At 58.3% G+C, this 16,422-nt stretch carries 19 protein-coding genes, 1 tRNA gene and 1 pseudogene; 11 read left to right on the top strand and 10 right to left on the bottom strand.

The window, feature by feature from the left end; all coding sequences use genetic code 11:
• Position 1: 1 nt before the first annotated feature.
• Genes ACR0D6_RS02645 through ACR0D6_RS02620 form a run of 6 tightly spaced genes read right to left on the bottom strand, consistent with a single transcriptional unit; the run spans position 2 to position 5,423 of the window.
• Entirely contained in the window at positions 2-808 is an 807-nt protein-coding gene (locus ACR0D6_RS02645; protein ID WP_480764359.1) for a citrate/2-methylcitrate synthase, read from the bottom strand.
• Positions 808-1,956, bottom strand: a complete 1,149-nt coding sequence (locus ACR0D6_RS02640) for a CaiB/BaiF CoA transferase family protein (protein ID WP_480764358.1) — start codon at positions 1,954-1,956, stop codon at positions 808-810. The genes ACR0D6_RS02645 and ACR0D6_RS02640 overlap by 1 nt, the downstream gene beginning before the upstream one ends.
• Positions 1,953-2,438, bottom strand: a complete 486-nt coding sequence (locus ACR0D6_RS02635) for a MaoC family dehydratase (RefSeq protein ID WP_480764357.1) — start codon at positions 2,436-2,438, stop codon at positions 1,953-1,955. The genes ACR0D6_RS02640 and ACR0D6_RS02635 overlap by 4 nt, the downstream gene beginning before the upstream one ends.
• A 23-nt stretch (positions 2,439-2,461) precedes the next feature.
• On the bottom strand, positions 2,462-3,598 hold the full coding sequence (locus ACR0D6_RS02630) for a CaiB/BaiF CoA transferase family protein (protein WP_480764356.1): 1,137 nt from the start codon (positions 3,596-3,598) through the stop codon (positions 2,462-2,464).
• A gap of 32 nt (positions 3,599-3,630) precedes the next feature.
• Positions 3,631-4,494, bottom strand: coding sequence for a MaoC family dehydratase (locus ACR0D6_RS02625; protein WP_480764355.1), 864 nt, complete (start codon positions 4,492-4,494; stop codon positions 3,631-3,633).
• An 8-nt stretch (positions 4,495-4,502) separates the two neighbouring features.
• Entirely contained in the window at positions 4,503-5,423 is a 921-nt protein-coding gene (locus tag ACR0D6_RS02620) for an SDR family NAD(P)-dependent oxidoreductase (protein ID WP_480764354.1), read from the bottom strand.
• Between the two features lie 132 nt (positions 5,424-5,555).
• Between ACR0D6_RS02620 and ACR0D6_RS02615 the strand changes: the two genes are divergently transcribed.
• From ACR0D6_RS02615 to ACR0D6_RS02595, 5 genes and pseudogenes are all read left to right on the top strand, one after another.
• The gene (locus ACR0D6_RS02615) at positions 5,556-6,995 is read left to right on the top strand and encodes a hydroxymethylglutaryl-CoA synthase family protein (protein ID WP_480764353.1); all 1,440 of its coding nucleotides are present in this window, start codon (positions 5,556-5,558) and stop codon (positions 6,993-6,995) included.
• A 39-nt stretch (positions 6,996-7,034) separates the two neighbouring features.
• On the top strand, positions 7,035-8,240 hold the full coding sequence (locus ACR0D6_RS02610) for an acetyl-CoA acetyltransferase (RefSeq protein WP_480764352.1): 1,206 nt from the start codon (positions 7,035-7,037) through the stop codon (positions 8,238-8,240).
• A 3-nt stretch (positions 8,241-8,243) separates the two neighbouring features.
• A complete protein-coding gene (locus ACR0D6_RS02605; protein WP_480764351.1) occupies positions 8,244-9,410 on the top strand; it encodes an acetyl-CoA acetyltransferase in 1,167 nt (388 codons plus the stop codon).
• A gap of 19 nt (positions 9,411-9,429) precedes the next feature.
• On the top strand, positions 9,430-10,578 hold the full coding sequence (locus tag ACR0D6_RS02600) for an acyl-CoA dehydrogenase family protein (protein ID WP_480764350.1): 1,149 nt from the start codon (positions 9,430-9,432) through the stop codon (positions 10,576-10,578).
• 59 nt (positions 10,579-10,637) lie between these two features.
• Positions 10,638-10,760 (top strand): annotated as a pseudogene (locus ACR0D6_RS02595) (IS6 family transposase); the annotation flags it as partial.
• A gap of 362 nt (positions 10,761-11,122) precedes the next feature.
• Here the strand turns inward: ACR0D6_RS02595 and ACR0D6_RS02590 are convergent.
• Positions 11,123-11,206 (bottom strand) — tRNA-Tyr (locus ACR0D6_RS02590).
• Between the two features lie 117 nt (positions 11,207-11,323).
• On the opposite strand from ACR0D6_RS02590, the gene rlmB reads away from it, so the two are divergent.
• From rlmB to ACR0D6_RS02570, 4 genes are all read left to right on the top strand, one after another.
• Positions 11,324-12,097 (top strand): 23S rRNA (guanosine(2251)-2'-O)-methyltransferase RlmB, encoded by a 774-nt coding sequence (rlmB, locus tag ACR0D6_RS02585; RefSeq protein WP_480764349.1) that lies wholly within the window; start codon positions 11,324-11,326, stop codon positions 12,095-12,097.
• 12 nt (positions 12,098-12,109) lie between these two features.
• Positions 12,110-12,394 (top strand): hypothetical protein, encoded by a 285-nt coding sequence (locus ACR0D6_RS02580; RefSeq protein ID WP_480764725.1) that lies wholly within the window; start codon positions 12,110-12,112, stop codon positions 12,392-12,394.
• A gap of 103 nt (positions 12,395-12,497) precedes the next feature.
• Positions 12,498-12,944, top strand: coding sequence for a YHS domain-containing (seleno)protein (locus tag ACR0D6_RS02575; protein WP_480764348.1), 447 nt, complete (start codon positions 12,498-12,500; stop codon positions 12,942-12,944).
• A 200-nt stretch (positions 12,945-13,144) separates the two neighbouring features.
• Positions 13,145-13,615, top strand: a complete 471-nt coding sequence (locus ACR0D6_RS02570; protein WP_480448848.1) for a CoA-binding protein — start codon at positions 13,145-13,147, stop codon at positions 13,613-13,615.
• 11 nt (positions 13,616-13,626) lie between these two features.
• Here the strand turns inward: ACR0D6_RS02570 and ACR0D6_RS02565 are convergent, their stop codons facing one another.
• The 3 genes from ACR0D6_RS02565 to hisF all read right to left on the bottom strand — a co-directional run bounded on the left by ACR0D6_RS02565 (position 13,627) and on the right by hisF (position 15,355).
• A complete protein-coding gene (locus ACR0D6_RS02565) occupies positions 13,627-14,202 on the bottom strand; it encodes a hypothetical protein (RefSeq protein WP_480764347.1) in 576 nt (191 codons plus the stop codon).
• A gap of 77 nt (positions 14,203-14,279) precedes the next feature.
• Positions 14,280-14,597, bottom strand: a complete 318-nt coding sequence (locus tag ACR0D6_RS02560) for a phosphoribosyl-ATP diphosphatase (RefSeq protein ID WP_480764346.1) — start codon at positions 14,595-14,597, stop codon at positions 14,280-14,282.
• Positions 14,594-15,355: an imidazole glycerol phosphate synthase subunit HisF gene (gene hisF / locus ACR0D6_RS02555; protein ID WP_480764345.1), complete on the bottom strand. Its 762-nt coding sequence runs from the start codon at positions 15,353-15,355 to the stop codon at positions 14,594-14,596. The genes ACR0D6_RS02560 and hisF overlap by 4 nt, the downstream gene beginning before the upstream one ends.
• 117 nt (positions 15,356-15,472) lie before the next feature.
• Between hisF and ACR0D6_RS02550 the strand changes: the two genes are divergently transcribed.
• A complete protein-coding gene (locus ACR0D6_RS02550) occupies positions 15,473-15,919 on the top strand; it encodes a DUF302 domain-containing protein (protein ID WP_480764344.1) in 447 nt (148 codons plus the stop codon).
• Positions 15,920-16,037: 118 nt separating this feature from the next.
• Positions 16,038-16,412 carry a hypothetical protein gene (locus ACR0D6_RS02545; RefSeq protein WP_480764343.1) on the top strand — a complete coding sequence of 125 codons (375 nt, stop codon included), beginning with the start codon at positions 16,038-16,040 and terminating at the stop codon, positions 16,410-16,412.
• Positions 16,413-16,422: the final 10 nt, after the last annotated feature.

Here is a 16,422-nt window from a genome sequence, read left to right as displayed (position 1 = left end):
CTTAGTCCTCGTCCGTTTTGGCCACCGCGCCATGATAGTCGATCTGATCGGCGGGAATGTGGCGCCAGATTGTGTCTTGTGAAAGCTCTTCGAGATAATGCGCGCCCATGGAAACGCTGCGCGAAGTCAGAAGAAACATCTGCGTCGTGCGCCAGTCAAATCCCAGATCAAGCGCAATACAGGCACATACCCCATCAATGTTCAAAGGCACAGGTCGGCCATTGCGGTATTCGGTGATCGCGTCGCCCAAAAGCTCGGCAAAGCGGCAATAGGTGCCAAAGACGCCGTTCTCTTTGGCGATCTCGATCACACGGTCGGCACGCGGATCACGGGAATGCAGTGGAATGCCATAGCCCGGCACCCGCTCGCCAGCACCCATAATCCCGGCAACTGTCTCTTCGGCGATCCGGGCCAGCGTCTCGTCGTCCTGGCTCGCGTTTTCGCCCAGCTTGTCCACCATCAACTTGGCCATCTTCTCCCCAAGCGCGCCCATCTTTTCGCCAAAAGCGCTGATGCCACCCGCAATCCCATGTTGCAGGCCGGTTCCATAAGAGGCGTAGAGGCGAGGGATCAGGGAAGGCGGTGCGATGCCATGTTCGATGCAGGCAACCAAAAGTGCGTCCAGAACCAGTCCCTGTTCGCGGGTTGGCCTGTGACCGTTCAGTAAAAGAAACATGGTTTCGGCAAATGTCGCGCCGCCAATCAGGTCGTTCAGGCTGTGCCCCCGGATCAAGGTGTCTTCTGTGTCGCCTTCACTGACGACGCGGCTGATCGAGGTGTTCCAGCCTTGCAGGGTGCGGGTTTCCATCACGTGTCCTTGTTCAGTTCTTTTTGTAGATCATCGGTGCCTTCGTTCAGCGCAGGGGCTGACCGACGATAGTCGGGGCGTTCGCCGTCAATACGGAGTGGCAACCCCACCACCGTCTGTGCGCCATCCGGTGATGGCTGCAGCACGCCGGATGCCTTCGTATGGTCATGGGCGACGGTTTCATCGAGTGTCTGGATAGGGGCGGAAGGCACGTTTGCGGCGCGCAGCCTTTGCCACCAATAGTCCCGGTCTTGTGTGGAAAACAGTGCGTTCAGCTTCTGTGTCAGGGCTGCATCGTTTGCCATGCGGGCGTTGTTCGTTGCAAACAGCGGATCACTCAGCATCTCTTCGCAGTCCAGCACCCGACACAGTTTGGCGAATTGCCCATCCGTGCCAGCCGTGACCATCAACATGCCGTCGGCGCAGGTAAATCCGCGGTTCGGTGCCAGAAGGGGACCGCGCAGTCCGGTGCGTTTTGGCAGTTCGCCCGTCGCCAGAAAAGATGCCACGCTGATAGTCTGGAATGCCATCGAAGTATCAAAGATTGACGTTTCGATGGTGCAGCCTTCGCCGGTATTCTCGCGAGACAACAGGGCCGAGAGGATGCCAATGGCCGACCACATGGCCGTGCCAAAGTCATTGACCGAGAACGCCACGCGCGACGGCGGGCCGTCAGCATCGCCGGTCATTTCCATGATGCCGGAAAATGCTTGCACCAGCGCCTCGTAGCCTGCGTCCTTGGCCAGCGGGCCGTCAGGTCCGAAAGCCGATATGTTGCAGTAGATCAGCCCTGGGTTCAGTGCACGACAAGAGGCGGCATCCAGCCCGACCTTGAGCGTTACGTCAGGGCGCAGGTTTTGCATCACCACATCCGCATGCTCCGCAATCAGGGATTTCAGCGCCGCCACCTCCTTGGGGTTGGTGAAGTCCACCGTCAGCGAGTCTTTTTCCTTGTTGATGGCGTGAAAAAGTGCCCCGGCCCCTTTGAGAAGCGGTTCTCCCCAGGAACGCGCTGCCTCTCCCGTTTCGGGCGGCTCGACCTTGATCACCCGCGCGCCAAGTTCGGCCAGAATGCGTGCGCCATAGGGGCCAGCAAGCGCAGATCCCATTTCAAAGACCGTGTAACCTGTCAGAGGACGCGAGTTCATTTCGGCAACCTCACCAGCAATTTCTGCCAACCATCCAGGATCAGCTCTCGTCTTTGATTATGAACCGTGTTTCGCAGGGTGATGACGCCGGTCGAGCGTTGGCGCGTCAGCTCTGTGATCTCCAATGCAGGATACACTGTGTCCCCGAGGTAGAGCGGCCTCAGGAACTTGGCAGATTGTTCGATGAACCCGATCAGGTCATCCCCCAATACATGGGGCAGGGTGCCCGCGCCGGGTGCGCATTGGATCAGCACCTGATAGCCATGAGCCAGCAGGTTCTCATGTCCACGTGCACGGCAATACTCGATATCGTAGTGGATGGGGTGATTGTCCCCCGAGGCCAGTTGAAAGGCTGCGAAATTCTCACCGCCGATGGTGCGCGACGGGATTACGAAACGGTCGCCGATCTTGAGTTCGTCGAAACTCCGGTGCGCGCACATTTCATGGGCAGTCGGGTCAAAGCTTTCGTCAACACGGGTCATGTCGGTCTTGTCCTCTTAGCTGCTCACAACATGCCTTTTTCAAGCATGCTTTTGATTTCATTTGCTGAGAAACCCCAGTTCAAAAGGGCGGTTTCGTTGTCCTGTCCCTTTTCGGGGGGTGGTGAGGGTAGTTGGACCGGGGCATTCTGAAACCGGGGCGCGGGGGCCGGTTGTTCGACGCCATTCCTGTCATTTACGAAGGTCTCTCGCGCCTGATTGTGAGGATGTTCGGGGGCTTCTGCCATGCTCAGCACTGGGGCAAAGCAGACGTCCGTGCCTTCCATCAGGTCACACCATTCAGCGCGTGTGCGCCCGAGAAACAGAGCTGTCAGTTCGTCGCGCATCCGAGGCCACTGGGAGGCATCATGGCGATCTCCGAACTGCGCTTCGTTCAGCCCTGTGGTTTCCACGAACAGCGTCCAGAACTGCGGTTCTATCGGTCCCAGCGTGATCCAGCCGCCGCACTTACACGCGTACACCCCGTAGTAGGGTGCGCCTCCGTCCAGCCGGTTGGATTGCCGTTGATCCACCCAGCCGCCCTGCGCGCGATAGCCATAGACCGGGGCCATCAAGGCAGCCACACCATCGCTGATAGCGGCGTCCACCACGTCACCTTGTCCTGTCGCCTTTGCGCGCAACAGGGCGCAAACCATCCCGTAAGCCAGAAACATGCCGCCGCCGCCGAAATCGCCGATGAGGTTCAGGGGCGGCATTGGTTTTCGATCCTGTTCGCCCATCGCCCATAGCGCCCCGGACAGGGCGATGTAGTTCAGATCGTGCCCCGCCGACTGTGCCAGAGTGCCGGTCTGCCCCCAGCCGGTCATGCGCCCGTAGACAAGTGCGGGATTGGCCTCGAGGCAGACGTCTGGCCCTAATCCCAGCCGCTCCATAACCCCGGGACGATACCCTTCGATCAGTGCGTCGGCCTCTCGGATCAGGCGCAGGGCGGCTTCGACCGATCCCGGCGCCTTGAGGTTTAGGGTGATTGACTGGCGTCCGCGCGCCGCGATGTCGCGAGACGCGTCCTTGGGTTGCAGCCCTCCTCCGCGCCGTTCAATGCGCAGAATTTCAGCCCCCATGTCGGCCAGCATCATTCCGGCAAAGGGCCCCGGCCCAAGTCCTGCGAATTCGATGATGCGAAGACCGCTCAGAGGTCCCATGTCATTCTCACTTTCTTAATGCGTCCAGTGGGTTAGGCCAGAATTTCCGCGCGACCATTGTTCAATGCGATCACATCCCGCTCGACCACGCGGGTGCGGAACGAAACGACGTTGCCGTCCCTCCACATCTCGGTACGCAGGGTTTCCCCGGGATAGACAGGTGCTGAAAAACGCAGCTTCAGCGCTCGGAACCTGCTGACGTCATAATCGCAGAAAGTGCGCAAAACGGCATGCCCGGCAACTCCGAGCGAGCACAGTCCGTGCAGGATCGGAGCATCGAACCCTGCCGCCTTGGCAACTTCGGGATCGGCGTGCAGGGGGTTCGGATCACCTGACAGGCGATAGAGCAGGGCGGCTTGCGGGATGGTCTTGAAGTCCCACGTTTGGTCCGGCTTCCTTTCGGGCAGGGCATGGGGCGCTGGCTGTGGTCCACTTGGCCCTCCACAGCCGCCATTGCCCCGCGCAAAAGAAGTGCTTGAAAGCGTGGCATGTTTTTCGCCGGTCTCGGCGTTGATCAGGTCACGTTCCGTGAAAATCAGTGCGCCCTTGCCTTCGCCCTTGTCGATCAGGCCGGTTACACGCGTGCGTGCCCTGAGCGTTGCTGCAGGCGGGAGGGGCGTGTGTATGACCATGCCTTGTTCGCCGTGCAGGATCTTTTGCCAGTCAATTCCCGTTGCAGGTTCACGCACCCAAAAGCCCGGCCCCGCCAGAACGGCCGCCATGGTTGGCACAGCTGTCATGTCTGCCTCTTCGAAGACAAAGGGCAACTGACCGGCGTCGTGCGATTCCTGCCCAAATCCGACCCCGAGTGCGTAGATGATCGAGTCCTTCACTGTGTAGCTTTGTGTGACTTCTTCAAAAGGCCAATTCATGATGGTGTCAGGCGAAAATGTCATCTTGAGCCTCAGACCGGATCCCAGTTGAAGATTTCTGGCGAACGCTCAAGCGGATACATGGTGCTCTCAAGCGCCGGTAAAGCGTGGTTGAGGACGGTTTCCGGCGTCCAGCCTTCTTCGCGTTGCATTCCACGCAAGGGGCGCGACTGACCCATGAGGAAGATTTCGTTCGAGCGCACACATAGTATCTGGGCCGTAATGTGCTGTGCCGCATCCGAAGACAGCGCCACCACGGGCGGAGCGATTTTGTCCGGTGTCATGGTTTTCATCCGCTCGACGCGGATACGATCCGCCTCCGAGTTCACGGGGATCGTGCCCACGAGACGGCTCCAGGCAAAGGGGCCGATACAGTTCGACGTCACATTGTAGCGCGCCATATCCAACGCGATGCATTTGGACAGTGCCGTGATCCCCATCTTGGCCGCACCATAGCTGGCCTGGCCATAATTGCCGATTAGCCCGCTGGTCGAGGTCATGTGGATCATGCGGCCCGATTCCTGTTTGCGAAATACGGTCGCCGCATGGCGGGCGACGTTGAATGACCCTTTCAGGTGGACATCTACCACCATGTCCCAGTCGTCTTCGGTCATCTTGTGGAAAATCTTGTCACGCAGGATACCGGCGTTGTTGACCACAATATGCAGTCCCCCCAGTTCATCCTGCGCCTGTTCCACCATTTCCGCGGCAGCGCTGAACGAAGTGACCGAATGAAAGTTGGCCGCAGCTTCGCCACCAGCAGCCCTGATTTCCCTGACCACCTCATTCGCAGGGGACATGTCCGCATCTTCGCCCTGTGGGCTGCCGCCCAGATCGTTAACCAGCACTTTGGCGCCGCATTTTGCCATCAGCAGCGCGATCTCGCGCCCAACGCCTCGGCCTGCTCCGGTGATCAGGGCCACTTTTCCGGCCAGCAAATCCTGTGATGGCATCATTACCTCGAGTATTGTTGTGTTCAGTTATTCGGCTATTGTTCGAATATACGCTAGACCCTACTTGGATTCTCGGTATTATCAATCGGAATCTTCGGGTCAGGTCTCGGGATGGCGCGAAAAGGGGAGGAAATGGCAGTGGTAGGCATACACCGGTTCGGGGGATATGTGCCGCAGTCGCGTTTGTCGCGCGAGGTGATCGCCGGGGCACATAGCTGGTTCTCGCCGTCATTGCAGGCGTTGGCCAAGGGCGAGCGCAGCGTGGCCAACTGGGACGAGGACACGGTCACTATGGCTGTCGAGGCGGGGCGTGATTGCCTTGCTGGTACGGCGCGCGACGGAATTACGGCGCTGGCCCTCGCATCAACGAGCTTTCCTTTTCGGGACCGCCAGAATGCCGGGGTCGTCAGCGATGCCTTGTCTCTGGGGCGTGATTTGATGACGCTGGACCTTGCGGCGTCGCAACGTGCGGGCACATCGGCCCTTATGGTCGGATTGCAGATGGGCGCACGGGTTTTGGTCATTGGTTCGGAAAAGCGCAAAACTCAAGCCGGACACCCGTTGGAACTGACCACAGGGGATGCGGCGGCGGCATTGTTGCTGGATCAGGGTGACGGGATTGCGCGGTATCTGGGCGGGGCTTCGCACAGCGTGGACATGGTTGACCATTTCCGGGGAGAGGACGGCACGTTCGACTATACTTGGGAGGAACGCTGGGTCAGGGATGAGGGATACCTCGGGATTTTGCCCGCCGCTGTCAGGCAGGCTCTGGAGCAAACGGGTTTGCATGCATCGGATATCACCACGTTTTGCTGCCCGTTGCCGTCGGCACGGGTCGGCGCGGCCGTTGTGCGAAAACTGGGACTGTCCCCGGACGCGCTGGCCGACACCTTGCAGATGCAGTGTGGCGATGCGGGGGTGGCGCATCCGCTGGTTTTGCTCTCACGCGCATTGGAAGCCGCCAGTTCAGGCGACATTCTGTTGGTGGTGGGTTTTGGTCAGGGCTGCGACGCTCTGATCTTTCAGGTGACCGATGCCATCTCGGCAGACCGTGAAGCGCGCGGCATTTCCGGCTGGCTGGATCGGGGCAAGCCGGAAAAAAACTATCACAAGTTTCTCGCTTTCAATCGCCTGATCGACATGGATCAGGGCATTCGGGCCGAGGTCGATAAAAACACGGGCCTGACCACGCATTATCGCAACAAGGATATGACACAGGGCATGATCGGTGGGCGCTGTAAGGAGTGCGGCACCAATCAGTTCCCCAAGGCCCGTATCTGTGCCAACCCCGACTGCGGTGCCACGGACAGTCAGGTAGACGAGCCTTTTGCGGACAAACCTGCGGTGCTGAATTCATTCACCGGCGATGCGCTGACCTTTTCACCAAACCCGCCAAACTACTACGGCATGGTCCAGTTCGAGGGCGGCGGTCGCTTGATGAGCGACATGACCGATATCACACCTAACACGGACCTGCGTGTTGGCCTGCCGATGCGCATGGTGTTCAGGGTCAAGGATTATGACCATCAGCGCGGGTTTCGTCGTTACTTCTGGAAGGCGGCTCCGGCCTGAGTGGCCGGTTCGTGTTTCACGCCAAATAGGGATTGCATCATGGCAACAGGGATCAAGGACAAGGTCGCCATTCTGGGCATGGGATGCTCGCGGTTTGGCGAACGCTGGATGGACAATGCCGAAGACCTCATCGTCGAGGCCTTTACCGAGGCATTGGAAGATGCGGGCATCGAGAAATCCGAGATCGGGGCCGCATGGTTAGGCACGGGCATTGATGAGCAGCATCTGGGCAAGGGGGCTATCCCCTTGGGCACGACCCTGCGGTTGCCCTATATCCCGATCTCGCGCGTCGAAAATTTCTGCGCCAGCGGGACCGAAGCGCTGCGCGGGGCGACCTATGCCGTGGCCTCGGGCGCTTGCGACATTGCGCTGGCCGTGGGTGTCGAAAAACTGAAGGACACCGGATATGGCGGTTTGCCGCAACGCGGACGCGGCTCGGTCAATGATCTGTACTGGCCCAGCCTGTCGGGTCCGGGTGCATTTGCGCAACTGGCCAGTGCCTATTCCGCCAAACATGGCGTGGGTATGTCCGATCTCAAGCGCGCCATGGCGCATGTGTCGGTCAAGAGCCACGCCAATGGGGTCAAGAACCCCAAGGCGCACTTGCGCAAGGAAATCACGGAAGAGGCGGTTTTGAACGCGCCAATGGTGGCCGAGCCGCTGGGTCTGTTTGATTGCTGCGGCGTCAGTGACGGGGCCGCCTGCGCCATCGTAACGACGCCCGAGATCGCCAGATCGCTAGGCAAATCCGACCTTGTAACCATCAAGGCGCTGCAACTGGCGGTGTCTTCGGGGGCGGAAGCCCAGTTCAATGACTGGGACGGCAGTCATCTGGTGACCACCCGTCAGGCCGCCAAACGCGCCTATGCCGAGGCGGGAATCACCAATCCACGCGACGAGGTCAGCCTGTTCGAAGTTCATGACTGCTTTTCCGTGACCGAACTGGTGACCATGGAAGACCTCTTCATCTCGGAAGAAGGGCGCGCGGTGAACGATATCATGGATGGTTTCTTTGATGCCGATGGCAAGGTGCCCTGCCAGATCGATGGTGGTCTCAAGTGCTTTGGCCATCCGATCGGCGCGTCAGGCATTCGCATGGTCTATGAGATGTATCTGCAGTTGCAGGGCCGCGCCGGAGATCGTCAGTGCCAGCAGGATCCGGTGTTCGGCATGACCCATAATCTGGGCGGCTTCCCGCATCAGAATGTGGCTTCGATCACAATTGTCGGACGGAAAGGGGCCTGAACTATGGAAGTGCGTCTCGCAGGCTGGGCCCACACGTCCTTCGGGCGTCTGGACGGGCGATCCATGGAGAATCTGATTGCGGAGGTTGCGGGTGCCGCGATTGTCCATGCCGCGATTGCACCCGAGGCAATTGACGAGGTGATCGTCAGCAACTTTAACTCTGGCATGGACCCGCAAGGCTTTCCGGCCTCCCTGCCGATTTCCTCCGTGCCAGAACTGCGGTTCAAACCCGCGATCCGGGTTGAAAATGCCTGTGCCAGTGGGTCGGCGGCTGTGCATCTGGGGGCGCGGGCCATTGCGTCGGGACAGTCACGGGCTGTTCTGGTGATTGGCGTGGAAAAAATGACGGCGGCCGCTGGTGAAGATATTCGCAAGGCGCTGATATCGGCCAGTCATGTCGCAACCGAGGCCGGACCGCAGGACAGTTTCGCGGGGCATTTCGGCACGATTACACAGAGCTACTTTGCCGAACATGGTGATCAATCCCGGGCACTAGCCCTGATTGCCGCCAAGAACCATGCCAACGGGGTGCACAATCCTTTGGCGCACATGCGCAAGGATTTGGGCTTTGATTTTTGCAACACGGCCACGAACAGCAACCCCTATGTTGCAAAACCGTTGAAGCGCACGGATTGCTCCATGGTGAGCGACGGTGCGGCGGCGCTGGTTATGACTTCGCCCGCCATGGGGACGCCTGTCGCGCCTGATATTCGGTTCCGGGCCATGGCACAGGTGAATGACGCCTTGCCCATGGCGGGCCGCGACATGACGCGGTTCCAGGGGTGTGCTCTGGCATGGGTCCATGCTCTGGATCAGGCGGGGCTCACGCTGGATGATCTCGACTTTGTTGAAACCCACGACTGCTTCACCGTGGCCGAGTTGATCCATTACGAAGCAATGGGGCTGGCCGAGGCCGGTAAAGGTGCGACGCTTCTTGAAGGAGGCGTTACCCACCCAGGAGGTCGTCTGCCGGTCAACCTGTCCGGGGGGCTCAAATCCAAGGGGCACCCCATCGGGGCCACCGGTGTCTCAATGCATGTCCTTGCGGCCATGCAGCTGGCCGGAGACCCTGCCGGACTGGCCGCTGCGGACCCGAAACTTGGTGGCATCTTCAATATGGGCGGGGCCGCTGTGGCCAACTACTGCTCTATCCTCGAACGCCGCTCCTGAATTCCTGAAAGGACCAATCATGCCCCAACGCCCTAGCTGGATGACCGAAGAGCTGGATATTCTCAGCGATCACGCCGCCCGTTTCTATGCCGCGGAGATGGTCCCGAACGAGGCCCGCTGGCAAGAGCAGGGTCACGTGGATCGCGACTTCTGGCGCAAGGCGGGCGCGGCAGGCATCCTTTGCGCGTCGGTCCCGGAGGAATACGGCGGTGCGGGTGCATCGTTTTTTCATGAGGCCGTTCTGATCACGGAACAGTTCCGCGCCACCGGCGTGTCGGGTTTTTCCAACAGCGTGCATTCCCAGATCAGCGCGCATTACATCCTGAACTATGGCACCGAAGAGCAGAAATGCCGCTGGCTGCCGAAAATGTCGAGTGGCGAGATGGTTGCCGCCATTGCCATGACTGAACCCGGAGCAGGATCGGATCTGCAAAGCGTGCGGACGACGGCCAGGCTGGAAGGCAATGCCTATCGTCTGAATGGATCCAAAATGTTCATTACCAATGGGCAGCTGGCCGATCTGATTATTGTCGTTTGCAAGACCGATCCAAATGCGCGCTCAAAAGGTATCTCGCTTCTGGTGGTTGAAACAGAGGGCGCCGAAGGGTTTCGGCGTGGGCGCAACCTCAACAAGATCGGCCAGAAAAGCTCGGACACGTCGGAGTTGTTCTTTGACGATGTTCAGGTCAGCCCGGACAATTTGCTCGGGGGCGTCGAAGGACAGGGCTTCTACCAGTTGATGCAGCAATTGCCACAAGAGCGCCTTGTTCTTGGTCTCAAGGCTGTTGCCGTGATGGAGCGTGCGGTAGAGGGCACCGTTGAATACACGCAAGGGCGCGAAGCCTTTGGTGGTACTCTTTTTGATCTGCAAAACACACGCTTCAAGCTTGCCGAGGCCAAGACCATCGCCCATATCGCCCGCGTATTTATCGATGATTGCGTCGAAAAGCACGCGCGCGGGGAACTCGATGTCGCGACGGCTGCCATGTTGAAATGGTGGTGCAGTCAGATGCAGTGCGATGTGATCGACGAATGCCTGCAGCTGCACGGCGGCTATGGTTATATGACGGAATATCCGATCGCTCAGATGTACACTGACGCACGAATCCAGAAGATTTATGGCGGAGCGAACGAGGTGATGAAAGAGTTGGTGGCAAGATCTCTCTAGGGGGCACTGTCAGAGCGATGGTGCTTGAGAGCGGCAGGGCAGTTGCGTAGCGTCGTTTCATCACCAAACGCAGCCCATTTCGCTACTTTAGAACGTAACCAAAAGTAATCCGCTAGACCGTGATGATGTATATCCGGTTTCCTCTGTCGCTCAGGAACATTGAAGATATATTGCATGACCGCTGGCGTCAAAAGGCCTGCAGCCCCGAACATCAAAGCTCGGGCAGGGTGTCTTTCGTCTCGGTCATCCCGGAAGGTCGCTAACCAGCGCATCTAACGGCGAAGGTTCTTCGCGACCTTCCTGAGTTACCGTTGCACTGGGAAAAACAGCTTAAGTTTCTTGGGTTTCAACAGACTCGAAACCACCGATAGGTCTCAAGATCTCACGCAAAACTGACGCGCTGAGACTTTCGCCGAAAACACCCGCAAAATTCTCAGATTAGAGCTCAACCTTGAGGTCTTTGCCACTCTGGTTGATCGTGACCTATTGAAATTAAGTCACTATTGGTGGCAATTGAGAAAGCTCAGGTTCATGGGGTAGAAAGTGGTGGGCGACCCTGGAATCGAACCAGGCGTGCGTCTCCGCGAGGGAGTTACAGTCCCCTGCCACACCTTGCGGCCTGTCGCCCACTGTCAGGCGTTGCACCTGACGTGGAGGCGTGATTACTAGCGCGCCAAAGGAGCGTCAACAGGAAAATTCCGCTTTGGCGCATGAAACTCATTCCAGGGCCCGGAGGCCGGTACAGATGAAAAAACCCAAATGGGTCGTGGAAAAAGAACAGGCGCGCAAGGCGGCAGCAGCCGAGACGGTCTGGCTGTTTGGCCTGCATGCCGTTCGTGACGCATTGATGAACCCAAAGCGGCAGAAAATCCGGCTGATCGTGACGCTTAACGCCAAGGGGAAACTGGATGAAGCCATTGATTTCGCCGGAATCGATCCCGAGGTTGTTGATCCGCGCAAATTCACGGCTCCGATTGATCCGGGTTCGGTGCATCAGGGGGCCGCACTTGAAGTCAGGCCGCTCGATTGGGGTGGGCTAGCCGAAAACTGTATCGGGCGCGAGCATCCGCGTGTAATTCTTCTGGATCGCGTGACCGACCCTCATAATGTCGGTGCGATTCTGCGCTCGGCCGAGGTACTTGGGGCCAGCGCCGTGATCGGAACGCGGCATCATTCGGCGCCCGAGACCGGGGCGCTTGCCAAGACGGCCAGCGGCGCGCTGGAGCGGCAACCTTACCTGCGTGTTCGCAACCTTGCCGACACTATCGTTGAGCTTCAGGGCATGGGGTTTCTCGTGCTGGGTCTGGACGGCGAGGCGGAACAGACCATCGAAGCTGCAGTTGATGGCAGGCGCGACAGTCCGGTCGCTCTGGTTCTTGGGGCCGAAGGGCCGGGTTTGCGGCAAAAGACCAAGGAAACCGTTGATCAACTGGTGAAAATTGACGCAGCGGGCGGGTTTGGTTCGCTCAACGTCTCAAACGCGGCGGCGATCGCCTTATATGCCTCAAGGCACAAGTGACAGGAGGCGACCATTTCAGGCCCGTCCAAGATCGTAACCTGCTGTTATTGCGGCAGCCGCGCGGCGCTGGTTCTGCGTGGCCGCGAGCGGCATGAACTGAGTTGTTCCAGCTGTGGCGCTCCGCTGCATAATCTGAAAATGCTGCCGAAATCCAAAACCACCAAGAAAGCAGAGCACAGCGTTTCTGCCGGTCGGGGCTATGCCAAGCCGAAGCAGAAAAAGAAAAAGCCGCGCAAAAGCATGTTCTCTCGTTTCGTGGACGAGGCATGGGACACGATCGAGGATATCTTCGATTAAACCGCCGGTGCACACGGTCCAATCACTTCCCTGTCAACGGGGTTTATAAATCTGCCAAAAAGCTGCATTTTACGGGTCTCCAAGTAACTGTACCCGTAATACGATGATCTCAAGACGTTCCCTGCTGGCCGGTATGACGGCCACCCTTGTTCCCCACGTTGCCCGAGCCGAGTCGCCGATGTATTTCACAGATGGCGGTGCGGCGATTCATGGATACGATACGGTATCCTACTTTCAGGCCGGCACACCCGTTCGCGGCGCGCCGGAAATTGCCGTGATGTGGAAGGGGGCGACCTGGCATTTTGCGTCACAGCAAAACCGCGAAGTGTTCGAGGCAAACCCAAGAGCCTTTGCGCCGCAGTTCGGTGGGTATTGTGCCTATGCCGTTGCGCGCGGGTATCTGACCAGTACGGATCCGAATGCCTGGCAGATAGTGGATGACAGGCTGTATCTGGTTCACTCGCAGCAGATCGAAAGGCTGTGGAGCCGGGATGTCGAAGGAAATATCCGTTCGGCCGAAGGAAACTGGCCGCGCGTTCTTTATAAATAACCGGCTGATTTCCGCCAATTGTGATTTGTCATCACATTTTTACTCGACCCCTCTTCTTTTTTCGAAACTTATGCCTAAATGTCACAGTGACCGCGGAACGGAACTGCCGCGGGTCATTTCACTGTCCCTCGTTCCATAACTGGCGCCCAGGATATTCCTGGGCGCTTTTTTCTTGCCCTTCGGGCGGGTAGGGTGCCGACATGTCCGACTATTCCGATACCTTTCTCAAGACCGTATTGCAGCGCACCAAAGTGGTCGCTGTTGTTGGCGTTTCCATGAACCCGGTGCGTCCCAGTTACTACGTGGCACGATACCTTGGGCTTAAGGGATTTCGGGTCATACCGGTCAACCCCGGCCATGCGGGGAAACAGCTGTTTGGGGAAACAGTGCGGGCCACGTTGTCCGAAATCACCGAGCCGGTGGATATGGTCGATATTTTCCGCCGCTCAGAAGCGGTTCCGCCCATCGTGGACGAGGCGCTTGAAGGGTTTCCGGCCCTGCGCACGATCTGGATGCAGATTGGAGTCGAGCACGCGGATGCAGGCGCCAAGGCGCAGGCGCGGGGCGTTGACGTGGTGATGAACCGCTGCCCTAAGATCGAATATCAGCGCCTGTTCGGAGAGCTGCGCATGGGTGGATTCGCCACCGGCATCATCTCATCGAAACTCTGACCGTAACCGGGTCAGCCCGTTGTCAGGGATGCCCGCTGTTTTAGCAGTTTCTGCTCTTTGTTTCTGAGAACCTCTATGCGGGGCGCCCAGTTATACCGCGTATCCTCCCGTGTCGGCGCCCAATACAGGGCTCCGCCGTTCCGCCACCCGTCCAGTACGACGCCATCATACATGTCATCGCCACGCTTGCTGATGATTGCGGTGCTGTGGTCGATCCGAAACGGGTTTTCAGGGTCGGAGATGGCGCGGTGCATCTGCAATGTGCGGAACTGTTCCTGATTGAGGCGTCTTTCGATGTCTTCCGCCCAGTGCCAGCACAGGCCACGATCGCGGAACCCGTTATTGACTTTGGCGTTATGCACAAGCGGTGAATCGGTGACCTGATACTCCTCGCGCAATTGCAGAGCATAGTCATAGGCGATCCGAGCGGCGCGCTCAGCCTCTTTCGGGTCCACTTCAGGGCCCAGTTGCTGCAACTCTTGCGCAAGCCCGTAGATGTCGCGTTGATCAACTTCTGGCTTTCCCGTGCAGCCGCTGACAAGCACCAGCGCAAGCGCCATCACAGCAAAAGTAAATTTACCGATCATCCAAGTATTCCCGATTGTTCGCGCCCCGGATCAACGTGCCCGGTGGCCATAAAGGTTAACGGCCTGCCATCGGGGATTCAATCGCCCTTTCGGGCTGCCTTCTCCGCGATGCCGCTGATGCCCTGACGTTGAGCGAGTTCTTGCAACACGGCATCCAGTGGCACGTCACGTGCGGCCAGCATGACCAGCAGATGGTAAAGCACATCCGCTGCCTCAGAGGTTAATCCGGCCGTGTCACCCTTTACCGCTTCGATTATGGCTTCCACCGCCTCCTCGCCGAACTTCTCGGCGCATTTCTCGGGGCCTTTGGCCAGCAGCTTGGCGGTCCAGCTTGAGTCGGGATCGGCCCCTTTGCGGTCTTCGATAGTTGTCGCAAGATCGTGCAGGATGCTCATGTCAGCCTCATGGGGATTCCGGCGGCGGCCATATGTTCCTTGGCTTCCTGAATGGTGTATTCGCCAAAATGAAAGATCGACGCGGCCAGTACCGCGCTTGCGCCGCCTTTTGTTACGCCATCGACAAGATGGTCCAGATTTCCAACCCCACCCGAGGCAATCACCGGCACGTCAACCGCATCCGAAATGGCGCGTGTCAGTGGCAGGTTGAACCCGGCCTTGGTGCCGTCCCTGTCCATCGAAGTCAGCAGGATTTCGCCAGCCCCTTTGGCGACGACGGTTCTGGCAAACTCGACCGCGTCGATGCCGGTCGACCTGCGCCCACCATGGGTAAAGATTTCCCACTTGCCGGGGCTGACGGTCTTGGCGTCGATGGCAACCACAATGCACTGGCTGCCGAACTGACCGGCCGCTTCGGCCACCACGTCCGGATTGGCGACTGCTGCCGAGTTGAAGCTGACCTTGTCCGCGCCTGCCAGCAGCAGGGCACGCACATCCTCGCGCGTTCGCACGCCACCGCCAACGGTCAGCGGAACAAAACACTGTTCGGCCGTCCGACGCACCACGTCAAACATCGTGCCGCGATTTTCATGCGTGGCATGGATGTCGAGAAAACAAATCTCATCCGCGCCTGCCTCGTCATACGCCTTGGCCGATTCCACCGGATCGCCCGCGTCGCGCAAGCCTACAAAGTTCACACCTTTGACGACTCGGCCGTCAGCGACATCCAGACAGGGAATGATGCGGGTTTTCAGCATGGGGTATCCTTTGTTGCGGCACTCCTAACGGCAAAGCCTTGCCGATGCCAGACTTGTGATTGTCACATCGGTCAAAGCTGTGAAAACTATCGGCAAATTCATCAGGAGAATATTGCGATGCGCAAACTATTTCTGACAACCGCGTTCATTCTGGGAGGGACCGTCGCAGCAATGGCGGACGATATCATCAAGATAAACACGGCCAAATCTGTGCCCGAGGCAATGGATGCGCTGGAGGCCGCAGTAGGCAACGCCGGTGCAACGGTTTTCGCGCGTGTCGACCACGCGGCAGGTGCCGAAAAGGTTGGCATGTCCATTCCTGCTAATCAGGTTCTGATCTTCGGCAACCCGGCTTTGGGTACGCCCGCCATGCAGATTGACCCGCGCGCTGGTCTGTTCCTGCCCCTCAAGGTGCAGGTCTATGAAGACGCCAACGGTCAGGTTTGGTTGGCCTACGAGGACCCCAAGGAAACCATGGACGAGTTTGATGAGGTCGAGAAGTCACCGGTCATCGAAAAGATGCGCGGCGCGCTAGCCAAGCTGACTTCGGTGGCGGCGCAATAATCAAACGAATGTGCCAGATGCATTGGCCGCTGGCACATCTTCTCCTCCGAAATTTGTTTGATTGCCCGGATTATGCTAAATTCCGGGCATTTCAATTATGTTTTGAGAGGGGCTATCAATGAAACCTTCATTGAAAACGATTTGGATTGCAGGCGCATTTTTTGTGACCGTTGCTGGCGCTGCGCAAGCGCAGAATTTCATGACGCAAAAAGAGCTGTTGGCGACTATTCCGGGTTCAACACTTTACGGAATTTCAAACAACGATGGTAAAACCCAATGGGCTCAGGCCTATGGAAAAGGTCGCAAAAAGGGAAAAATTGCCGGCAACTTTGGAGGCGACAAGTACGAGGCTGAATGGTTTGTTGACGGCGATCAATGGTGCGAGAACTGGGGAAGTGGCAGCGATTGCTGGCAATTCGTACGCACCGGCAACAAAGAACTGCAACCTTACAAAGGCGGAAAGCCTTTGAAAAATCCTTGGAAAATGAAGTAGCAGTTCTTGT

The sequence above is a fragment of the Ruegeria sp. BJ6 genome, assembly GCF_056537885.1.
This window is presented reverse-complemented; position numbering and strand designations above follow the sequence as displayed.